This is a genomic window from Sphingobium sp. B2, from assembly GCF_007693735.1.
Classification (GTDB): domain Bacteria; phylum Pseudomonadota; class Alphaproteobacteria; order Sphingomonadales; family Sphingomonadaceae; genus Sphingobium; species Sphingobium xenophagum.
In genome coordinates this window covers 1409286-1428067 of sequence record NZ_VDBZ01000001.1, presented here as the reverse complement: position 1 = coordinate 1428067, position 18782 = coordinate 1409286, and the positions used below count along the sequence as shown (strand labels likewise).

Genomic DNA, 18782 nt, shown 5'->3' with positions numbered 1-18782 from the left:
CGCGGGAAAAGGGCGTCACAACAGGTCCGCACCCTGACCGGAGAGATATGCCTATGTCGAAGCTCGCCATTATCGAACAGCTTGAAGCCAAGCGCGAAGGCGCGCGCATGGGCGGCGGCCAGCGCCGCATCGACGCGCAGCATGGCAAGGGCAAGCTGACGGCGCGCGAGCGGATTGAAGTCTTGCTGGACGAAGGCAGCTTTGAAGAGCTCGACATGTATGTCGAACATAATTGCACCGATTTCGGCATGGATGAGGCGCATATCCCCGGCGACGGCGTGGTCACCGGGTCCGGCACCATCAATGGCCGGCTGGTGTTCCTGTTCAGCCAGGATTTCACGGTTTACGGCGGTGCGGTGTCCGAACGGCACGCGATGAAGATCTGCAAGATCATGGACATGGCGCTGAAGGTCGGCGCGCCGGTCATTGGCCTGAATGACAGTGGCGGCGCGCGGATTCAGGAAGGCGTGGCGTCGCTGGCGGGCTATGCGGAGATTTTCCAGCGCAATGTGCTGGCGTCGGGCGTGGTGCCGCAGATCAGCGTCATCATGGGGCCATGCGCGGGCGGGGCGGTCTATTCGCCTGCCATGACCGACTTCATCTTCATGGTGAAGGATTCAAGCTTCATGTTCGTAACCGGCCCGGACGTGGTCAAGACGGTGACGAACGAGGTGGTGACGCAGGAAGAACTGGGCGGCGCGGTGACGCACACGACCAAGTCGGGCGTTGCGGACGTGGCGTTTGAAAATGACCTCGAAGCGCTGCTGGCCGTGCGCGATTTCGTGGACTTCCTGCCTGCGTCGAACAAGGAGCCGGTGCCGGAGCGTCCGAGCGCGGACCCATGGGACCGGATCGAACCGAGCCTCGACACGCTGATCCCCGCCAATGCGAACCAGCCCTATGACATGCACGAACTCATCCGCAAGATCGTGGATGAAGGCGACTTCTTCGAAGTGCAGCCAGCGCACGCAGGCAATATCATCTGCGGCTTTGGTCGTGTCGAAGGACGCACGATCGGCATCGTCGCCAACCAGCCCTTCGTGCTGGCGGGCGTGCTGGACATCAATTCGTCGAAGAAGGCGGGGCGCTTCGTGCGCTTCTGCGATGCGTTCGACATTCCGATCGTGACGCTGGTGGACGTGCCGGGCTTCCTGCCGGGCACGGCGCAGGAACATAATGGCATCATCAAGCATGGCGCCAAACTGCTGTTTGCCTATGCCGAAGCGACGGTGCCCAAGATCACCATCATTACCCGCAAAGCCTATGGCGGCGCTTATGACGTCATGGCGTCCAAGCATCTGCGCGGTGACCTGAACTATGCCTGGCCGACCGCCGAAATCGCCGTGATGGGGGCCAAGGGCGCGGTCGAGATCATCTTCCGCGGCAAGACGGCGGACGAGATCGCCGAGCGCACCGCGGAATATGAAGCGCGCTTCGCCAACCCGTTCGTGGCCGCATCAAAGGGCTTCATCGACGAGGTGATCCAGCCGCACTCGACCCGCAAGCGGATCGCGCTGGGCCTGCGGAAACTGCGCAACAAGGCGCTGGAGAATCCGTGGAAGAAGCATGACAATATTCCGCTTTAACTGACACCGTCATTCCCGCGCAGGCGGGAACCCATCTCCCACCCCATCGTCAGGCGCGCGGGCCGGAGATGGGTCCCCGCCTTCGCGGGGATGACGAAGTTGAGGATTGTAAGACATGAAACTCGGACGTCTCAACCATATCGGCGTCGCCACGCCCAGCCTGGAAAAGAGCATCGCTTATTATCGCGATGTGATGGGCGCGACGAAGATCCATGAACCGTTCGACCTGCCCGCGCAGGGGGTGAAGGTGTGTTTTGTCGATACGCCGGGTGAGAATGGGACGGCGGGGACGCAGATCGAGTTGATCGAGCCGTTCGATGAAAGCTCGCCGATCACCGCCTTCATCGCCAAGAACCCGGCCGGGGGGCAGCATCATATGTGCTACGAAGTGCCCGACATTCTCGAAGCGAAGGCCTGGTTCGAGGCGAAGGGTGCGCGGGTGCTGGGCGAACCGCGCATCGGAGCGCATGGCACGCTGATCTTCTTCGTGCATCCCAAGGATATGAACGGGGTGCTGACCGAGATCATGGAGACGCCGAAGGAGGCGCATTGACGGTTTAGCCCTCCCCCCGGCGGGGGGAGGCAGCGAGACTTGGGGGCTGCGCAGCAGACCCTTAGTCGCAGCGGAGAGGGGGCGCGACGCCCGATGGGTCGAACCCCCTCTCCAACTTCGGCTAGCCAGACAAGCTGGCAAGCCTGCGTATCCTCTCCCCTCCGGGGCGAGGAAAGGGATGGATTAGATGACCGACAAGCCGACACTGGACCAATGGGCCGCCGCTGCCGCGAAGGAAGTGAAGGGCAAGGATTTGACCTGGCAGACCCCGGAAGGGATCGCCGTCAAGCCGCTCTATACCGCCGACGATGTGACCGCCGATCCTGGCCTGCCCGGCTTTGCGCCCTTCACCCGTGGCGTGAAGGCCAGTATGTATGCGGGCCGCCCCTGGACCATCCGCCAATATGCGGGCTTTTCGACGGCGGAGGAATCCAACGCCTTCTACCGCCGCAATCTGGCCGCCGGGCAGAAGGGGCTGTCGGTCGCCTTCGACCTGGCCACCCATCGCGGCTATGACAGCGACCATCCGCGCGTCACGGGCGACGTCGGCAAGGCGGGCGTGGCGATCGACACGATCGAGGATATGAAGATCCTGTTCGACGGCATCCCGCTCGACAAGATGTCGGTCAGCATGACCATGAACGGTGCGGTCATCCCGATCCTGGCCTTCTTCATCGTCGCGGGCGAAGAACAGGGCGTCGAGCGCAAATTGCTCGACGGGACCATCCAGAACGACATCCTCAAGGAGTTCATGGTCCGCAACACCTATATCTACCCGCCCGAACCATCGATGCGGATCATCAGCGACATTTTCGGCTATACCAGCCGCGAGATGCCCAAGTTCAACAGCATCTCCATTTCCGGCTATCATATGCAGGAAGCCGGCGCGACGCAGGTGCAGGAATTGGCCTTCACCATCGCCGACGGCATGGAATATGTGAAATATGGCGTCGCGTCCGGGCTGGACATCGACAAGTTTGCCGGTCGCCTGAGCTTCTTCTTCGCCATCGGCATGAACTTCTTCATGGAAATCGCCAAGCTGCGCGCCGCGCGCGTGCTGTGGCATCGCGCCATGACGCAGCTGGGCGCGAAGGACGAGCGCTCCAAGATGCTGCGCACCCACTGCCAGACGTCGGGCGTCTCGCTGACCGAGCAAGACCCGTACAACAACGTCATGCGCACCACGATCGAGGCGATGGCCGCGATGCTGGGGGGCACGCAGTCGCTCCACACCAACGCGCTGGACGAAGCGATCGCACTGCCCACCGATTTTTCCGCCCGGATCGCGCGCAACACGCAGATCGTGATTCAGGAAGAAACCGGCATGACCAAGGTGGTCGATCCGCTGGGCGGCTCTTATTATGTCGAGGCGCTGACCCAGCAACTGGTCGACGAAGCCTGGGCGATCATCGAAAAGGTGCAGGCCGAAGGCGGCATGGCGAAGGCCGTTGCGGCTGGCTGGCCCAAGGCGATGATCGAAACCGCAGCGGCTGCGCGTCAGGCGCGGGTCGATCGCGGCGACGACGTGATCGTGGGCGTCAACAAATATCGGCTGGCGAACGAGGATCTGCTCGAAACGCTGGAAGTCGACAATGCCAAGGTGCGCGAAGGGCAGATCGCCCGGATCAACCGGGTGAAGGCGGAACGCGACAGCGCCAAATGCGAAGCCGCGTTGCAGGCGTTGCGCGATGGCGCGGCCAGGCCATCCAGCCTTGACAACAACCTCCTCGCCCTCGCCGTGGAGGCCGCCCGCGCCCGCGCGACGCTGGGCGAAATCTCTTCGGCGATGGAAGAAAGCTTCGATCGTTATGGAACCCAGCCGACGCCGGTGAAGGGCGTCTACAGTGCGCCTTATGAAGGCGACAGCCGCTGGCAACAGGTACTCGACGGCGTGCAGGCCGTCGAGCGGCGCCTCGGTCGCAAACCCAAACTCCTCATAGCCAAGATGGGGCAGGATGGACATGACCGGGGCGCCAACGTCATCGCGTCCGCGTTCGGCGACATGGGCTTCGACGTCGTGTCGGGACCATTGTTCCAAACGCCCGACGAAACCGTGGTGCTGGCGCTCGACAGCGGCGTCGATGTCGTCGGCGCATCATCGCTTGCGGCGGGCCACAAGACCTTGATCCCGGACCTCATCGCCAAGCTGCGCGAAGCGGGTCGCAACGACATCAAGGTGATCGCCGGCGGGGTTATCCCGCCGCAGGATTATGACTTCCTCCGTGACGCGGGCGTCCAGGGCATTTATGGACCGGGCTCCAATGTCGTGGAATGCGCCGCCGACGTGCTGCGCCTCCTCGGCCACAACATGCCCCCTGCCGGGCTGGAGGACGCCGCGTAATGATGACAATAGATCCGTTCGCCCTGAGCCTGTCGAAGGGCATGCCTGAGCTTGTCGAAGGCAAATCGCTTCGCTCCGCTCAGCAGAAGGCTTCGACTTCGCTCAGCCCGAACGGAGGTGGGCAATGAACGTCATGACCACCGCCCGAACCGACTGGACCCGCGCCGAGATCGCCGCACTGTTCGATCTGCCCTTCAACGATCTGATGTTCGAGGCGCAGTCGATCCATCGCGCGAATTTCCCGCGTAACGAGGTGCAGCTTTCCACCCTGCTGTCGATCAAGACCGGCGGCTGTCCGGAAGATTGCGGCTATTGCAACCAGTCGGCGTCGGCGGAATCCGGCCTCAAGGCCGAGAAGCTGATGAGCGTGCAGGCGGTCATGCAGGCCGCGGCGCAGGCAAAGGATGCGGGCAGCTCCCGCTTTTGCATGGGCGCGGCGTGGCGCAACCCCAAGGAGCGGGACATGCCCGCCATCGTCGAGATGGTGAAGGGCGTGCGCCAGATGGGCATGGAAACCTGCATGACGCTGGGCATGCTGAGCGAAAGCCAGGCCAAGGTGCTGGCCGATGCGGGCCTCGATTATTACAACCATAATATCGACACCTCACCCGAACATTATGAGAGGGTGATTACCACCCGGACCTTCGACGATCGCCTCGAAACGCTGGAAAATGTCCGCAATTCGGGGATCAACGTCTGTTCCGGCGGGATCGTGGGCATGGGCGAAACGCGCGAGGACCGCGTCGGCTTCCTGCACGCGCTGGCCGTGCTGCCCACCCATCCGCAAAGCGTACCGATCAACGCGCTGGTGCCGGTCAAGGGCACCGTGCTGGGCAATATGCTGGCCGACACGCCGCTCGCCAAGATCGACGAGATCGAGTTTGTGCGGACGGTTGCCGTCGCGCGGATCGTGATGCCGGAAAGCATGGTGCGTCTGTCTGCGGGGCGCGAGAGCATGTCGGATGCCTGCCAGGCGCTCTGCTTCATGGCGGGCGCCAACAGCATCTTCACCGGCGACAAGCTGCTGACCACCGCCAATGCGGGCGACAATGCCGATGCGGCGCTGTTCGCAAAGCTGGGCGTCGTGTCGATGCAGGCCGAGGTGAAGGTGGCGATGGAGGCGGCGGAGTGAAATACCCGCTGCCGTCAGCCGTCGAACAGCTAGTATTTGCGCAAAAGCAACTGCGAAACGCCTACGCGTACAGAATACTTAACAATAGAAAAAATCTTGAATTTACATTCGATGGAAAATTGGTCGGTGACCTAGGAGAGGCGATCGCGGCTGACCATTTCGATTTGGATCTAGATCCAGGGAAACATATCGACGGCTACACTCGATGCGCCGAACGGACGCCCGTTCAGATTAAAGCGACCGGCCGAGGGTTGAAGGGGACATTCCAATTTCGACAAAGTGATTACCTCGATCACGACAAAGTTCGGTTAATTGCGCTCGTGATACATTGGGAAGAATGTGAATATGAGATTGTTTACAACGGCCCAGAAGCGATGATCAGACCAAATTGGCGCGAAGGCGAACATCGAGCGAAAGACGTCAGTGTTAGTAGGATGGTTGCGGCTCAAAGGATGGTCAAAACCTCTGAAATGCTGCCAGCAGTGATGTTGCCGAAAAAATAGAAAGACCAGCAATGATCAAAAAAATCCTGATCGCGAACCGTGGCGAAATTGCATGTCGTGTCATGCGTACGGCCAAGAAAATGGGCATCAAGACCGTCGCGGTCTATTCCGATGCCGACGCGCGCGCGCCGCATGTGCTGATGGCGGACGAGGCAGTACATATCGGCCCGTCGCCCGCCGCCCAATCCTATCTGATCGCCGACAAGATCATCGCGGCCTGCAAGCAGACGGGCGCCGACGCGGTCCATCCCGGCTACGGCTTCCTGTCCGAACGCGAAAGCTTCCGCAACGCGCTGGACGCGGAGGGCATCATCTTCGTTGGTCCGCCTGCCAATGCCATCGCGGCAATGGGCGACAAGATCGAGTCCAAGAAGCTGGCGCTGGAAGCGGGCGTCAATGTCGTGCCCGGCTTCGTCGGCGTCATCGATGACACCGAACATGCCGTCAAAATCTCCAACGAGATCGGCTATCCGGTGATGATGAAGGCGTCGGCTGGCGGCGGCGGCAAGGGGATGCGCCTCGCTTATTCCGAACAGGATGTTCGCGAAGGCTTTGAAGCGACCAAGCGGGAAGGGCTTGCCAGCTTCGGCGACGATCGCGTGTTCATCGAAAAGTTCATCGAAAGCCCGCGCCATATCGAAATTCAGGTGCTGGGCGACCAGCATGGCAATATCGTTTATTTGAACGAACGCGAATGTTCGATCCAGCGCCGAAACCAGAAGGTGGTCGAGGAAGCGCCGTCACCGTTCGTCAGCCCCGAAATGCGCCGCAAGATGGGCGAGCAGTGCGTCGCTCTGGCCCGCGCCGTCGGCTATTTCAGCGCAGGCACGGTCGAACTGATCGTGTCGGGCGAGGACAAGACCGGGGACGGTTTCTACTTCCTGGAAATGAACACCCGGCTTCAGGTCGAGCATCCGGTGACGGAGGAAATCACCGGCGTCGATCTGGTCGAACAGATGATCCGCGTCGCCAATGGCGAGAAGCTGGCCTTCACGCAGGACGATGTGAAGATCAACGGCTGGGCAGTCGAAAACCGCGTCTATGCCGAAGATCCCTATCGTGGCTTCCTGCCGTCCACCGGTCGCCTGATCCGCTACAATCCGCCCGAAACCGGCGCGGACGAAAGCGGCGCGCTGATCCGCGTCGATGACGGCGTGGAGGAGGGGGGCGAGGTCTCCATGTTCTACGATCCCATGATCGCCAAGCTGATCACCTGGGCACCCACGCGCCTGGAAGCGATCGACAAGCAGATCGAGGCGCTCGACAAGTTCGAGATTGAGGGGCCAGGCCACAATATCGATTTCGTGTCCGCGCTGATGCAGCATGAACGGTTCCGGTCGGGCAACATCACCACCGGCTTCATTGCGGAGGAATATCCTGACGGGTTCCAGGGCGCGCCTGCGTCGCCCGAACTGCTGGTGCGCCTGTCCGCCATCGGTGCCTTCGCCGCGATGGCGCAGGCCGATCGGGCGCGTCGGATCGATGGTCAGTTGGGCAAGCGCCTCAGCCCCCCGACCGGCTGGCAGGTCAAGATTGGCGACGCAACCCATGACGTCGAAATTGACGGCGATGAAGTCACGGTCGATGGCGTCAGCATCGACATGGCGCTGGAATATACGCCGGGCGATCGTCTGATCGAGGCGGAGTTTGGCGACGAGCAGCTGGCCGTCCGCATTGCGCCCGTCCGCTCCGGCTTTGTGCTGACCTGCCATGGGGCCAGCCACAAGCTGCGCATCCTGCCCGCCCATGCTGCACGCTATGCTGCGCACATGATCGAAAAGATCCCGCCGGATCTGTCGCGTTACCTGATCTGCCCGATGCCCGGCCTGCTGGTCGCACTGCATGTCGGCGAAGGCGACAAGGTCGAGGCAGGGCAGCCGCTGGCCGTGATCGAGGCGATGAAGATGGAAAATATCCTGCGCGCGCAGAAAGCGGGCGTGGTCAAGAGCGTGTCGGCGGCGCAGGGCGACAGCCTGGCCGTCGATGCCATCATCCTCGAAATGGAATAGGCGCACGCCGCATCGCGAAAATAGAGGGCCGCTCCGCTCAGGCGGGGCGGCCCTTTGTCATAGTTTGCAAACCGGAATTGGCGTGTTGAGCAAGGTTCCTCGTTCCCCGCGGGGTATGGCTATCGCAGATAAAACGCGCCTCATTTTTCTTGGTCATGCTGAACTTGTTTCAGCATCCATTTCTCGTCACGAGCAGCAGCTTTTGGGGCGCGATGGATCCTGAAACAAGTTCAGGATGACGTTGTAGGGATGGCGAAAGCGTATATGCGATTCCTCTACCGCTGCGGGGGCAGGATTTCGGCACCGGGCTTGCTAGGACCACGATCGCCCTTTGTTATTTAATGTTTCGCCGGGCTGTCACGCCTTGCCCCGGCCCCGATCCTTCGCCTAGCAGCCGCCGGATGAGCAGCCTGCGACAGACGATCTTCGGCCTTTTCGCCCTCTGCACCGCCATGGCCGCGCTGCCGGCCCACGCCGCCGAGGATGAGCAAATCTGGCTCCAGGCTATCGCGCAGGGGCCGGTTTCGGGTGACATCGTCTATTTCGCCGAGATCCAGTCCCGCTTTGGCAGGGATATGGGCGGGCTGGACCAGATGCTGCTGCGTCCGGCGATCGGCGTCAAACTGTCCGACCGGCTGACCGTCTTTCAGGGCTATGCCTATGTCCGCACGCCGCAATCGGGTGGCAGCGAAACGCGCGAGCATCGCAGCTTCCAGCAGATCAACTGGTCACTTGGCAGGGTTGCGCGCGGGCCGCTCTCTTCCCGCACGCGGCTGGAACAGCGCTGGGTGTCGGGCCGCGACGATATGGGGTGGCGGCTGCGCCAGATGATCCGGCTGGCAGTGCCGTTGACGGAGAGGTCGGGGGGCGTGTCGGCGCTGGTCTATGCGGAAGGATTCGTTGCCCTTAACGATACCGATTGGGGCGCGCGCGATGGCTTTGACCGGCTGCGCAGCTTTGCCGGGCTGGAACTGCCGCTGGCGGGCAAGTCGACGATGGAGGTCGGCTATCTCAATCAATATGTCAAAAATCGCGGTCGCGCAGACGATGTCGACCATGTCCTGCTGGTGACGCTGCAACTGCGACGCTGACGCAGGTTTTTGCCTGTCCTATTGCCCCTGCTTCATGCCATATCGCCCCTGTGTTGCGCAGGGTCGATGCAGGCGGTCGCGTCGCGCGATGTTGGAAATTTAGTTGCCGGATCGGGTAACTAAATATCACGATTGCCGGGAAAAGTGCGAAGTTAAGGGGGGCAGGGGATGAACGGAGCGGTCGGCAGTGACTATGTGATGGACGTCAGGCGCGACCGGCTGGTCATCACCGCCTCGGCGCTCGGCACCGTGTTCGAATGGTATGATTTCTACATCTATGGCGTCCTTGCGCCGATCATCGGGCGCACCTTTTTTCCCACCGACAATCCCACCGTCGAACTGCTCTATACGCTGGCGGGCTTTGCGATCGGCTTCGCCTTCCGTCCGATCGGCGCGGCATTGTTCGGCTATCTGGGTGACCGGCTCGGCCGCAAATATACGTTCCTTGCCACGATCATCCTGATGGGCGTCGCGACCGCCGGGGTCGGCCTGACGCCGTCAGCCGCCAGCATCGGCATCGCCGCGCCCATCATTCTGATAGTGCTGCGCATCGCCCAGGGACTGGCGCTTGGCGGCGAATATGGCGGGGCGGCCATCTATGTCGCTGAACATGCGCCGCCCGGCCGACGCGGCTTTTACACCAGCTTCATTCAGGCCGGGGTGATCGGCGGCTTCATCCTGTCGCTGATCGTCGTGGTCGGTACGCAGGCAATCGTCGGGCCGGACATCTGGGCGGACTGGGGCTGGCGATTGCCTTTCATCTTCTCGCTCGCGTTGCTCGGCATATCACTGTGGATGCGGCTGATGCTGCGCGAAAGCCCGGTATTCACGGCCATGAAGAAGGCAGGCGCCCAATCGAAAAACCCGATCAAGGAGGCTTTCACCTATCCCGGCAACCGAAAGCGGATGCTGGTCGCGATGATCGGCATCGCGGCGGGCTTTACCGTCATTGCCTATACGGTGATGTTCCAGGCGCTCTATTTCCTGCAAAATGGCCTGCATGTCTCTCCCGGCATCGCGCAATTGCTGGTGGGGGGCAGCGCCTTTGCGGGCATGGCGGCCTTTGTCTATTTCGGCCATCTGTCCGACCGGGTGGGGCGCAAGAAGCCGATCGTCATCGGCTATGCGCTGGTGTTGCTGCTGTTGATGCCGCTCTACCAATTCATGGGCGCGACCGCGAACCCCGCGCTGGTGGAGGCAGGCGCGCGCTCGCCTGTCGTGGTGCGCGGCCCGGATTGCGTATTCGATCCCTTCGCCAAGGTACAGCCGACCGCCTGCGGCAAATTGCTCGACCATTTTTCCAAGCGCGGCATCCCCTATGACAAGCAGGCCGCGCCCGCGCCTGCGGTGCAGATTGGCGATTTGCAGGTCACGGACCTTAGTAGCGACGGCCTAGACACGGCGTTGAAGGCCGGGGGCTACCCCAGCGGTGCCGTAACGCCGGACTGGCCGCGCGCGATGATGCTGTTCGGCGCGCTGCTGCTGCTCTGGACGCTATCGGGTGCGACCTATGGGCCGGTCGCGGCGCTCTTGTCGGAATATTTCCCGGCGCGCATCCGCTATTCGTCGCTGTCGATCCCCTATCATATCGGGACTGGCTATTTCGGCGGTTTCCTGCCGCTCGTCAGCCAATATATCGTGGCGCGCACGGGTGATCCCTATGCCGGGCTTTGGTACACATTGGCCGTCGTGGCGCTGGCGCTTATCACCTGTCTCGTCGCGCTGCCGGAAACGAAGGACCGCCCGCTCGACGCCTGAAACAGCCGGGGATTGCCCATGCCACGCGGCGTAGCGAAGCGCGATCTGCCGACCAAGGCCTGCCCGGTCTGCCAGCGCCCCTTTGCCTGGCGCAAGAAGTGGGAGCGGGACTGGGACAATGTCGTCTATTGTTCCGACCGCTGCCGTAGCGCGCCGCGCAAAGCCTGACACGAAAAAGGCCGCCGCTCCCTTTGCTGGAGCGACGGCCATTTTCAATGTCTCAGGCGATCAGCGTTCGATGCACATCGCCACGCCCATGCCACCGCCGATGCATAGCGTCGCCAGACCCTTCTTCGCGTCGCGCTTGGCCATTTCATACAACAGGGTGGTCAGCACCCGCGCGCCCGACGCACCGATCGGATGACCGATGGCGATCGCGCCGCCATTGACGTTCACCTTGGACGCATCCCAGCCCAGTTCCTGCCCGACCGACAGCGCCTGCGCCGCGAAGGCTTCATTGGCTTCGATCAGGTCGACATCGGCCAGTGCCCAGCCCGCCTTTTCCAGCGCCTTGCGGCTGGCAGGCGCGGGGCCGATGCCCATGATCGAAGGGTCGACGCCGCAGGTCGCAAAACCCGCGATCCGGCCCAGGATCGTCGCGCCGCGCTTGGCGGCGGCATCGGCGGTCATCAGCACCAGCGCGGCGGCACCGTCATTCAGGCCGCTGGCGTTGGCGGCGGTGACGCTGCCGTCCTTCTTGAATGCGGGCTTCAGCTTTTCCATCGCTTCGATGGTCGCGCCAGCGCGGATATATTCGTCCTGATCGACAATCGTGTCGCCCTTGCGGCCCTTGATCGTGACCGGCACGATCTCGTCGGCAAAGCGCCCCGCTGCGCGCGCGGCTTCGGCCTTGTTCTGGCTGGCCACCGCGAAAGCGTCCTGTGCTTCACGGCTGATCTGATATTTTTCCGCCAGATTTTCCGCGGTGATGCCCATATGATAATTGTTGAAGGCGTCGGTCAGGCCGTCATGGATCATCGTGTCGACCAGGCTGACATTGCCCATCTTGCTGCCCGCGCGCAGATATTGCGCATGGGGGGCCAGCGACATGTTTTCCTGCCCGCCGGCCACCATGATGCTGGCATCGCCCGCACGGATCGCCTGCGCCGCCAGTGCGACAGCGCGCAGGCCCGATCCGCAGAGCTGGTTGATGCCAATCGCTGTGCGCTCGACCGGGATGCCGGCATTGACGGCGGCCTGACGCGCCGGATTCTGCCCCTGACCGGCGCTCAGCACCTGGCCCAATATCACTTCGTCCACTTCGTCGGGCGCGACCCCGGCCTGCGCCAGCGCGGCGATGATTGCCTGACGGCCCAGTTCATGCGCCGGAGTCGATCCGAACGCGCCCATGAAGCTGCCGACGGCCGTGCGCTTGGCGGCGGTAATGACGATATCTGACAAAGGCTCGATCCTCTATTATTGGGGTCTCTTTTCGCAGGCGCACATAGCATCATCCGCCATGGCTGGAAAGCCATTGGGACAGGGGAAGCCACAGAGTTTCGCGCGCCTGCCCACCCACGACCATGCCGACATGCCCCAGTTTCAATTGCCAGTCTGTAGCCAATTCGGCCGAGGCGGCGGCGAGGACGATCCGGTCGGTCGTGGAACGGATCGACAGGGTGGGGCAGGTCAGCGCCTGCGGATCGACCGCCTGTCCGCCGACGGTCCAGCGCCCTTGTCCGCTGGCGTTACCGGCATAGAGATCGTCGAACAGGTCGCGCCCCGCAGCAAAGGTAAGCGGGGGGCCACCATTGGCCCAATCCTCCACCGCCATGAACGCCCGCTCCCCGTCGGAACCCGGCGCGGCATCGGCAAAGACGGCGAATTTGCGGATCGTGCGCGCCGGGTCCATCGCCCAGAAACCCGATTGCAGCACCTCCATCGGAACATAGCCCAGCCGATCGCACATCGGTTTCGCGCCGCGCCACAGAGCACTGATCTCCTGCCGGTCGGCATCGCCAAAGCCATCGAATCGCCAGGGCGAGGCAATGGTTGCGACTGCCTGAACGGGGCGCAGCATCGCCGCACCCATCGCCAGCGTTCCTCCCAGGCAATAGCCCACGATGATGGGCGGTCGCGGCAGCGCCGCAATCAGCGGCAAGAGCCGTTCGGTGACATGCCCTTCAAGCCCCATCGCTCTGTCACCAGCTAATGGAGCGCCCCAGTCGACCAGCCATGCATCATGTCCTGCTGCGGCCATGTGGCGCAGCAAAGATCGGCGTTCCGACAGGTCCAACACTTGCGGCGGATTGATGAGCGAGGGCACGAAAACCACCGGAGCGCGGCCATTTTCAACGCCATAGCGCAACAACCGGGCGCTGCCGACCTGCACCATGCTGGCCGGGGCAGGCGGCGGGGCGGGCCGCTTTGCCTGCTGATAGCGGCGCAAACCGACGAAGGCGCGCTTGCGCAGTTCGGGATCGCCCTCTGTTTCGCGCCATAAAATGTTGAGAAAAAGGGGTAAAGGCCTCGGGCCATGTTGCGGTGCGGCAACGCCCTGTGCTAATAAGGATTGTGCAGGTGCGGGAGAGGTGTCCATGGCCAAATCTAAAGCGGCTAATGAATCAGAGCCGGTCGTTATCAAGAAATACGCTAACCGGCGGCTTTATAACACCGAAACCTCCAGTTACATCACCCTTGATCTCCTGTCGCAAATGACGCGCGAGGGCCGCGAGTTCGTGGTCGTCGATGCCAAGAGCGGCGAGGACATCACGCACAATGTCCTGACGCAGATCATCATGGAAGAAGAACAGCGCGGCGAAAATATGCTGCCAGTCAACTTCCTGCGCCAGTTGATCTCCATGTATGGCGATTCGATGCAGTCGATGGTGCCGCAATATCTCGAAGCGTCGATGGACGCTTTCCGCAAGAACCAGTTGCAGTTTCAGGAAGCGATGCAGGGTGCGTTCGGCGGCGGCCCGCTGGCCGAGATCGCCAAGCGCAACATGCAGATGTTCGAGGCCGCGACCAGCGCCTTCAAGGGGGCAGGCGGGCTGATGCCCGGTGTTCCGGGCGTTCCGGGCACGACTCCCGCGGAAGCCGACAAGGATGACGAGATCGCCGAGTTGAAGGCGCAACTCGCCGCGCTCAACGCGAAGATCGACAAGCTGGGCTGATACCCCATGGCGAAGGCTGACCGGCTCGAACGGCTGGACGTAAGGCGGGCCGAGCTGGAAGCCGACTATGAAGCCGCGTTGATCGCAGCGCTTCAAACGGCGGCTGGCGGGGTTTGGGGCCTGTTCGACCATAAGCCTGACCGGCAGGCCCGCGCCAGGACAGCACCTGTCATCGCGGCGCTGGATGAACTTGCCGCCGATATCGACGCCCTGCGCGATCAGTTGGGGCTGGAGCCGTTTGCGCTGCACCAGTCCTTTCTTGCCGCCCGCGGCCCGGTGGCATCGGATGCGCCGGGCGAGCCCAAGCAAGCGCGCGCATGGCTTGAAAAACTGGGTGTCGCCATCGGCTGAACATCTATGCGCGTCGGGGCTGGACGGGAATAGCGCGCATGGCCTATTGCGCGCCGATCCATTCCCTACAGCAGGCAAGCCATCTCTGTGAAACACGCCCTTTCCGTCACCCGCGAACAGGATTTCTCCGCCTGGTATCAGGCCGTCATTACGGAAGCGGACCTTGCCGAAGAAAGCGGCGTGCGCGGCTGCATGGTCATCCGGCCATGGGGCTATGGCATCTGGGAACGCATCCAGACGTTGCTCGACGCGCAGATCAAGGCGACGGGCCATGAGAACTGCTATTTCCCGCTGTTCATTCCCTTGAGCTATTTCGAAAAGGAAGCCGAACATGTCGACGGCTTCGCCAAGGAAATGGCGGTCGTCACCCATCACCGGCTGATCCAGAAGGACGGCAAGCTGGTTCCCGATCCGCAAGCCAAGCTGGAGGAGCCGCTGGTCGTGCGCCCGACGTCGGAAACGGTGATCGGCGCGGCGTTCAGCCGTTGGGTCCAGTCCTGGCGTGACCTGCCCGTATTGATCAACCAGTGGGCCAATGTCGTCCGCTGGGAAATGCGCACGCGCATGTTCCTGCGCACCACCGAATTTCTCTGGCAGGAAGGCCATACCGCCCACGCCACCGTCGAAGAGGCGATGGAAGAGACGATGAAGATGCTGGAAGTCTATCGCAGCTTTGCGGAAGACTGCGTCGCCATGCCCGTCGTGGCGGGCGAAAAGCCGGAGAATGAGCGCTTCCCCGGCGCGGTCGCGACATATTCGATCGAAGCGATCATGCAGGACGGCAAGGCGTTGCAGGCCGGCACCTCGCACTTCCTGGGCACCACCTTCAGCCAGGCGCAGAATATCAAGTTCCAGAATGCCGAAGGGCAGCAGGAACTGGCGCAGACGACCAGCTGGGGCATGTCCACCCGGATGATCGGCGGGCTGATCATGGTCCATGGTGACGATGACGGACTGCGCGTGCCGCCGCGCGTTGCGCCCTATCAGGTGGTCGTGGTGCCGATGCTGCGCGACACGGACGAGGACGCCGCGATCGTCGATTATTGCGCCGATCTGGTCGGTCAGCTCAATGCGCTGGACGTGTTCCGCGAACCCGTGCGCGCGCTGCTTGACCGTCGGGCGGCCAAGGCAGCGACCAAGCGCTGGGGCTGGGTCAAGAAGGGCGCGCCCATCGTGATCGAGGTGGGCGGCCGCGACGTGGCGGGCGGCAATGTGTCGGTGATCCGGCGCGACCGGCTCTATCGCGCCGACGGCAAGCTCGACAGCCAGATTGTCGCCAGGGATGATTTCGTCGCCGGCGCCACCGCCATGCTGACCGAGATTCAGGCGTCCTTGTTCGCGGATGCCAAGTCCAGGCTGGATGGCAGCATCGACAGGTCGATCACCGACATTGAAGCGCTCAAGGCCTATTTCGCCGCCAGCGCCAAGCCCGGCTGGGCGCTGGTGCAATGGGCCAAGCCAACTGGCGAGGCGCTGGAGAAGGTGGTGCAGTGGCTCAAGGGCGAGAAGCTGACACTGCGCAATGTGCCCAATGATGCCGACCCCGCCGACGGGACATGCATATTCACCGGCGAGAAGGCGGTCGAACGCGTACTGGTCGGGCGGAGTTATTGAGCTTCGGCAGACAAAATACCTCCGTTCGCTTCGAGCGTAGTCGAGAAGCCGCCAGCGCTGTGCTATGTTTCTCGACTACGCTCGAAACGAACGGATGTGGTTTATGACGATTCAGATCGGAACATTGGGCAATCCATTATCGGCATTTCGTACTTCGGATAATGGCGTCGTTGTTTGGTGTGATCATTGCCGAAATTGGCATGCCCACGGTCGTGGTTCTCCGGCCTTTGATATTGAAGATGGCCACCGATCAGCACATTGCCGAGACAAGTCGTCACCCGATTTCGGCAATGGCTACCATTTTTCAGTTCGCGGTGCACTGACGCTGCAAGCCATGGCTGAGCGCGGCGAATTTCTCCCAGTCGCGCTAATCCCCGGCAATGTATCATAAGACATATTTGCTCAGATCCGTGTCATGCGCGATGGCATTGAGCTGCTTTTCGACATAGGCGGCGTCGATCACCAGCGTTTCGCCGCGACGATCCTCCGCCTCGAAACTGACATCTTCCAGCAGCTTTTCCATCACGGTCTGAAGGCGGCGGGCACCGATATTTTCGACCTCGCTATTCACTTCCGCGGCAATGCGCGCAACGGCGTGGATGCCTTCGGGCGTCAGGTCGATCGTCACCTCCTCGGTCGCCAACAGCGCGCGATACTGCGCCACCAGGCTCGCCTTGGTGTCCAACAGGATCGCCACGAAATCCTCCTCGGTCAGCGCCTTGAGTTCGACGCGGATCGGCAGGCGGCCTTGGAGTTCGGGGAGCAAGTCGCTGGGCTTGGCGACGTGGAAGGCGCCGGACGCGATGAACAGGATATGGTCGGTCTTGAGCGGACCATATTTGGTCGAAACGGTCGTGCCTTCGATCAGCGGAAGCAGGTCGCGCTGCACGCCCTCGCGGCTGACTGAGCCGCCGCGCACGTCGCTGACCGCAATCTTGTCGATCTCGTCAAGGAACACGATGCCATTCTGTTCTGCGCTCGTGATGGCCACGCGGGCGACATCATCCTGATCCAGGCGCTTGTCCTGCTCTTCCTCGACCAGCTTGTCCCACGCGTCGGCAACCCGCATCTTGCGGCGCTTCTTCTGTTGCTGGCCAAAGGCTTTGGACATCATGTCGGACAGGTTGATCATGCCGACCTGACCACCCATGCCGGGGATTTCCATCGGCATGGAAGGGCTGTCGGCGACTTCCACCTCAACCTCGACATCGTTCATCTGATGCTGTTCGATCTTCTGGCGGAAGGACAGGCGCGTAGCCTCGCTGGCTTCCTTGCCCGTCAGTGCGTCGAGCAGGCGGCCCATCGCGGCTTCCGACGCGGCTTCGCGCACGGCCTCGCGACGTCGGTCCTTTTCCAGGCGCACGGCTTCCTCCACCAGATCGCGGACGATCTGTTCGACATCGCGGCCGACATAGCCGACTTCGGTGAACTTGGTGGCCTCTACCTTGACGAAGGGCGCATCCGCCAGTTTGGCAAGGCGGCGGCTGATCTCCGTCTTGCCGCAGCCGGTCGGCCCGATCATCAGGATATTCTTGGGCGTTACCTCATCGCGCAGGTCGTCGGGCAGATGTTGCCGCCGCCAGCGGTTGCGCAGGGCAACAGCCACGGCGCGCTTGGCGTCATGCTGGCCGATGATATGCGCGTCGAGCGCGGCGACGATGGCTTTAGGGGTCAGATTGTCGTTCATTTCAGTCCTTTTCCCCGCCCTTCAGGGAGGGGTTAGGGGAGGGCATGTCGGGGATGGCTGATTACACGCCCTCCCCAAACTCCTCCCGCAAACGGGAGGGAGGTTAAGCGGCGCTGTCCAGCGTCTCGATTGTGAGCTGATCGTTGGTATAGACGCAAATGTCGGCCGCCACGGCCATGGCCTTGCGCGCCAGCGTTTCTGCATCTGCCTCATAATCGACCAGCGCGCGGGCGGCGGCGAGGGCGAAGTTGCCGCCGGAGCCGATCGCGGCCACGCCATTCACGGGTTCCAGCACGTCGCCATTGCCGGTCAGGATCAGCGTCACATCCTTGTCCGCGACGATCATCATCGCTTCCAGATTGCGCAGATATTTGTCGGTGCGCCAATCCTTGGCCAGTTCGACCGCCGATCGCATCAATTGGCCATTATGGCGCTCCAGCTTCGCTTCCAGCCGCTCGAACAGCGTGAAGGCGTCGGCGGTGGCGCCGGCAAAGCCGCCAATGACGCTGCCGTCATGCAGTCGGCGAACCTTGCGGGCATTGGGTTTCATCACCGTCTGGCCCATCGAAACCTGACCGTCGCCAGCGACGACGACCTTGCCATTCTTGCGGACCGACATGATGGTGGTGCCATGCCAGACCGGCATGCTGCTGCTGTTATGGTCATTCATGAAGCGGCATATGGGACGCTGTGCTTTGTGGTGCAAGTCGCCTGAACAGCGACGACGAAGCGTGGCATTTTGGCGACAATATTCTTACAAACCGTTCAGGAACAAATGTCGATCAATTGACATTGTGCATCGCACCATCAATTATTGGCGTCCGCTTTCATGGGAGAACGCGCATGACTCTCAAGGCCAGAGCTCAGGAAAAGGTCGAGCGCGCGGGCATTTCCAACTATAGTTTCGATCACGACATTTTGGTCATGTGTGGCGTGCGCTACACGATCGAAGCATGCAACTGTGGCGAACCGGAATGTGATGGCGTCCGGCTGCGCAAAAACGCAACAGCCATCGGCCGCGTCCTGCAATAATATCCTGTC

Annotated in this window: 18 protein-coding genes; 14 read left to right on the top strand and 4 right to left on the bottom strand. The window is 62.1% G+C overall.

Going from position 1 to position 18782, the window contains the following annotated elements:
- Window positions 1-53 precede the first annotated feature (53 nt).
- From FE851_RS06995 to FE851_RS06955, 9 genes are all read left to right on the top strand, one after another.
- On the top strand, window positions 54-1586 hold the full coding sequence (locus FE851_RS06995) for an acyl-CoA carboxylase subunit beta (protein ID WP_017184438.1): 1533 nt from the start codon (window positions 54-56) through the stop codon (window positions 1584-1586).
- 115 nt (window positions 1587-1701) lie between these two features.
- Window positions 1702-2139 (top strand): methylmalonyl-CoA epimerase, encoded by a 438-nt coding sequence (mce, locus tag FE851_RS06990; protein ID WP_019052107.1) that lies wholly within the window; start codon window positions 1702-1704, stop codon window positions 2137-2139.
- 187 nt (window positions 2140-2326) lie between these two features.
- Window positions 2327-4480, top strand: a complete 2154-nt coding sequence (gene scpA / locus FE851_RS06985) for a methylmalonyl-CoA mutase (protein ID WP_019052108.1) — start codon at window positions 2327-2329, stop codon at window positions 4478-4480.
- A gap of 124 nt (window positions 4481-4604) precedes the next feature.
- Entirely contained in the window at window positions 4605-5612 is a 1008-nt protein-coding gene (gene bioB / locus FE851_RS06980) for a biotin synthase BioB (protein ID WP_145200995.1), read from the top strand.
- Entirely contained in the window at window positions 5609-6115 is a 507-nt protein-coding gene (locus tag FE851_RS06975; protein WP_145200992.1) for a DUF6998 domain-containing protein, read from the top strand. The genes bioB and FE851_RS06975 overlap by 4 nt, the downstream gene beginning before the upstream one ends.
- 11 nt (window positions 6116-6126) lie before the next feature.
- On the top strand, window positions 6127-8124 hold the full coding sequence (locus tag FE851_RS06970; protein WP_145200989.1) for an acetyl/propionyl/methylcrotonyl-CoA carboxylase subunit alpha: 1998 nt from the start codon (window positions 6127-6129) through the stop codon (window positions 8122-8124).
- Between the two features lie 401 nt (window positions 8125-8525).
- Entirely contained in the window at window positions 8526-9215 is a 690-nt protein-coding gene (locus FE851_RS06965; RefSeq protein ID WP_145200986.1) for a DUF2490 domain-containing protein, read from the top strand.
- A 168-nt stretch (window positions 9216-9383) separates the two neighbouring features.
- A complete protein-coding gene (locus FE851_RS06960; RefSeq protein WP_145200983.1) occupies window positions 9384-10973 on the top strand; it encodes an MFS transporter in 1590 nt (529 codons plus the stop codon).
- Between the two features lie 18 nt (window positions 10974-10991).
- Window positions 10992-11141: a DUF2256 domain-containing protein gene (locus FE851_RS06955; protein WP_145200980.1), complete on the top strand. Its 150-nt coding sequence runs from the start codon at window positions 10992-10994 to the stop codon at window positions 11139-11141.
- Between the two features lie 60 nt (window positions 11142-11201).
- On the opposite strand, the gene FE851_RS06950 is transcribed toward FE851_RS06955, so the two are convergent.
- Both FE851_RS06950 and FE851_RS06945 read right to left on the bottom strand, forming a co-directional pair.
- Window positions 11202-12374, bottom strand: coding sequence for an acetyl-CoA C-acetyltransferase (locus FE851_RS06950; RefSeq protein ID WP_130752971.1), 1173 nt, complete (start codon window positions 12372-12374; stop codon window positions 11202-11204).
- Window positions 12375-12423: 49 nt separating this feature from the next.
- Entirely contained in the window at window positions 12424-13512 is a 1089-nt protein-coding gene (locus FE851_RS06945; RefSeq protein ID WP_261370866.1) for an alpha/beta hydrolase, read from the bottom strand.
- Here FE851_RS06945 and phaR point away from each other — a divergent pair.
- From phaR to FE851_RS06925, 4 genes are all read left to right on the top strand, one after another.
- Window positions 13511-14089 carry a polyhydroxyalkanoate synthesis repressor PhaR gene (gene phaR / locus FE851_RS06940; protein ID WP_017184428.1) on the top strand — a complete coding sequence of 193 codons (579 nt, stop codon included), beginning with the start codon at window positions 13511-13513 and terminating at the stop codon, window positions 14087-14089. The two genes, FE851_RS06945 and phaR, sit on opposite strands and share 2 nt — an antisense overlap.
- 6 nt (window positions 14090-14095) lie before the next feature.
- Window positions 14096-14440: a hypothetical protein gene (locus FE851_RS06935; RefSeq protein WP_130752972.1), complete on the top strand. Its 345-nt coding sequence runs from the start codon at window positions 14096-14098 to the stop codon at window positions 14438-14440.
- An 87-nt stretch (window positions 14441-14527) separates the two neighbouring features.
- Window positions 14528-16054, top strand: coding sequence for a proline--tRNA ligase (gene proS, locus FE851_RS06930; RefSeq protein ID WP_145200977.1), 1527 nt, complete (start codon window positions 14528-14530; stop codon window positions 16052-16054).
- 103 nt (window positions 16055-16157) lie between these two features.
- Window positions 16158-16445: a hypothetical protein gene (locus FE851_RS06925; RefSeq protein WP_145200974.1), complete on the top strand. Its 288-nt coding sequence runs from the start codon at window positions 16158-16160 to the stop codon at window positions 16443-16445.
- On the opposite strand, the gene hslU is transcribed toward FE851_RS06925, so the two are convergent.
- Window positions 16440-17741: an ATP-dependent protease ATPase subunit HslU gene (gene hslU, locus FE851_RS06920; protein ID WP_145200971.1), complete on the bottom strand. Its 1302-nt coding sequence runs from the start codon at window positions 17739-17741 to the stop codon at window positions 16440-16442. The genes FE851_RS06925 and hslU overlap by 6 nt on opposite strands.
- Window positions 17742-17844: 103 nt before the next feature.
- On the bottom strand, window positions 17845-18411 hold the full coding sequence (gene hslV, locus FE851_RS06915; protein ID WP_019052120.1) for an ATP-dependent protease subunit HslV: 567 nt from the start codon (window positions 18409-18411) through the stop codon (window positions 17845-17847).
- A gap of 173 nt (window positions 18412-18584) precedes the next feature.
- Between hslV and FE851_RS06910 the strand changes: the two genes are divergently transcribed.
- Entirely contained in the window at window positions 18585-18773 is a 189-nt protein-coding gene (locus tag FE851_RS06910; RefSeq protein WP_017184422.1) for a hypothetical protein, read from the top strand.
- The last annotated feature ends 9 nt before the right edge of the window (window positions 18774-18782 follow it).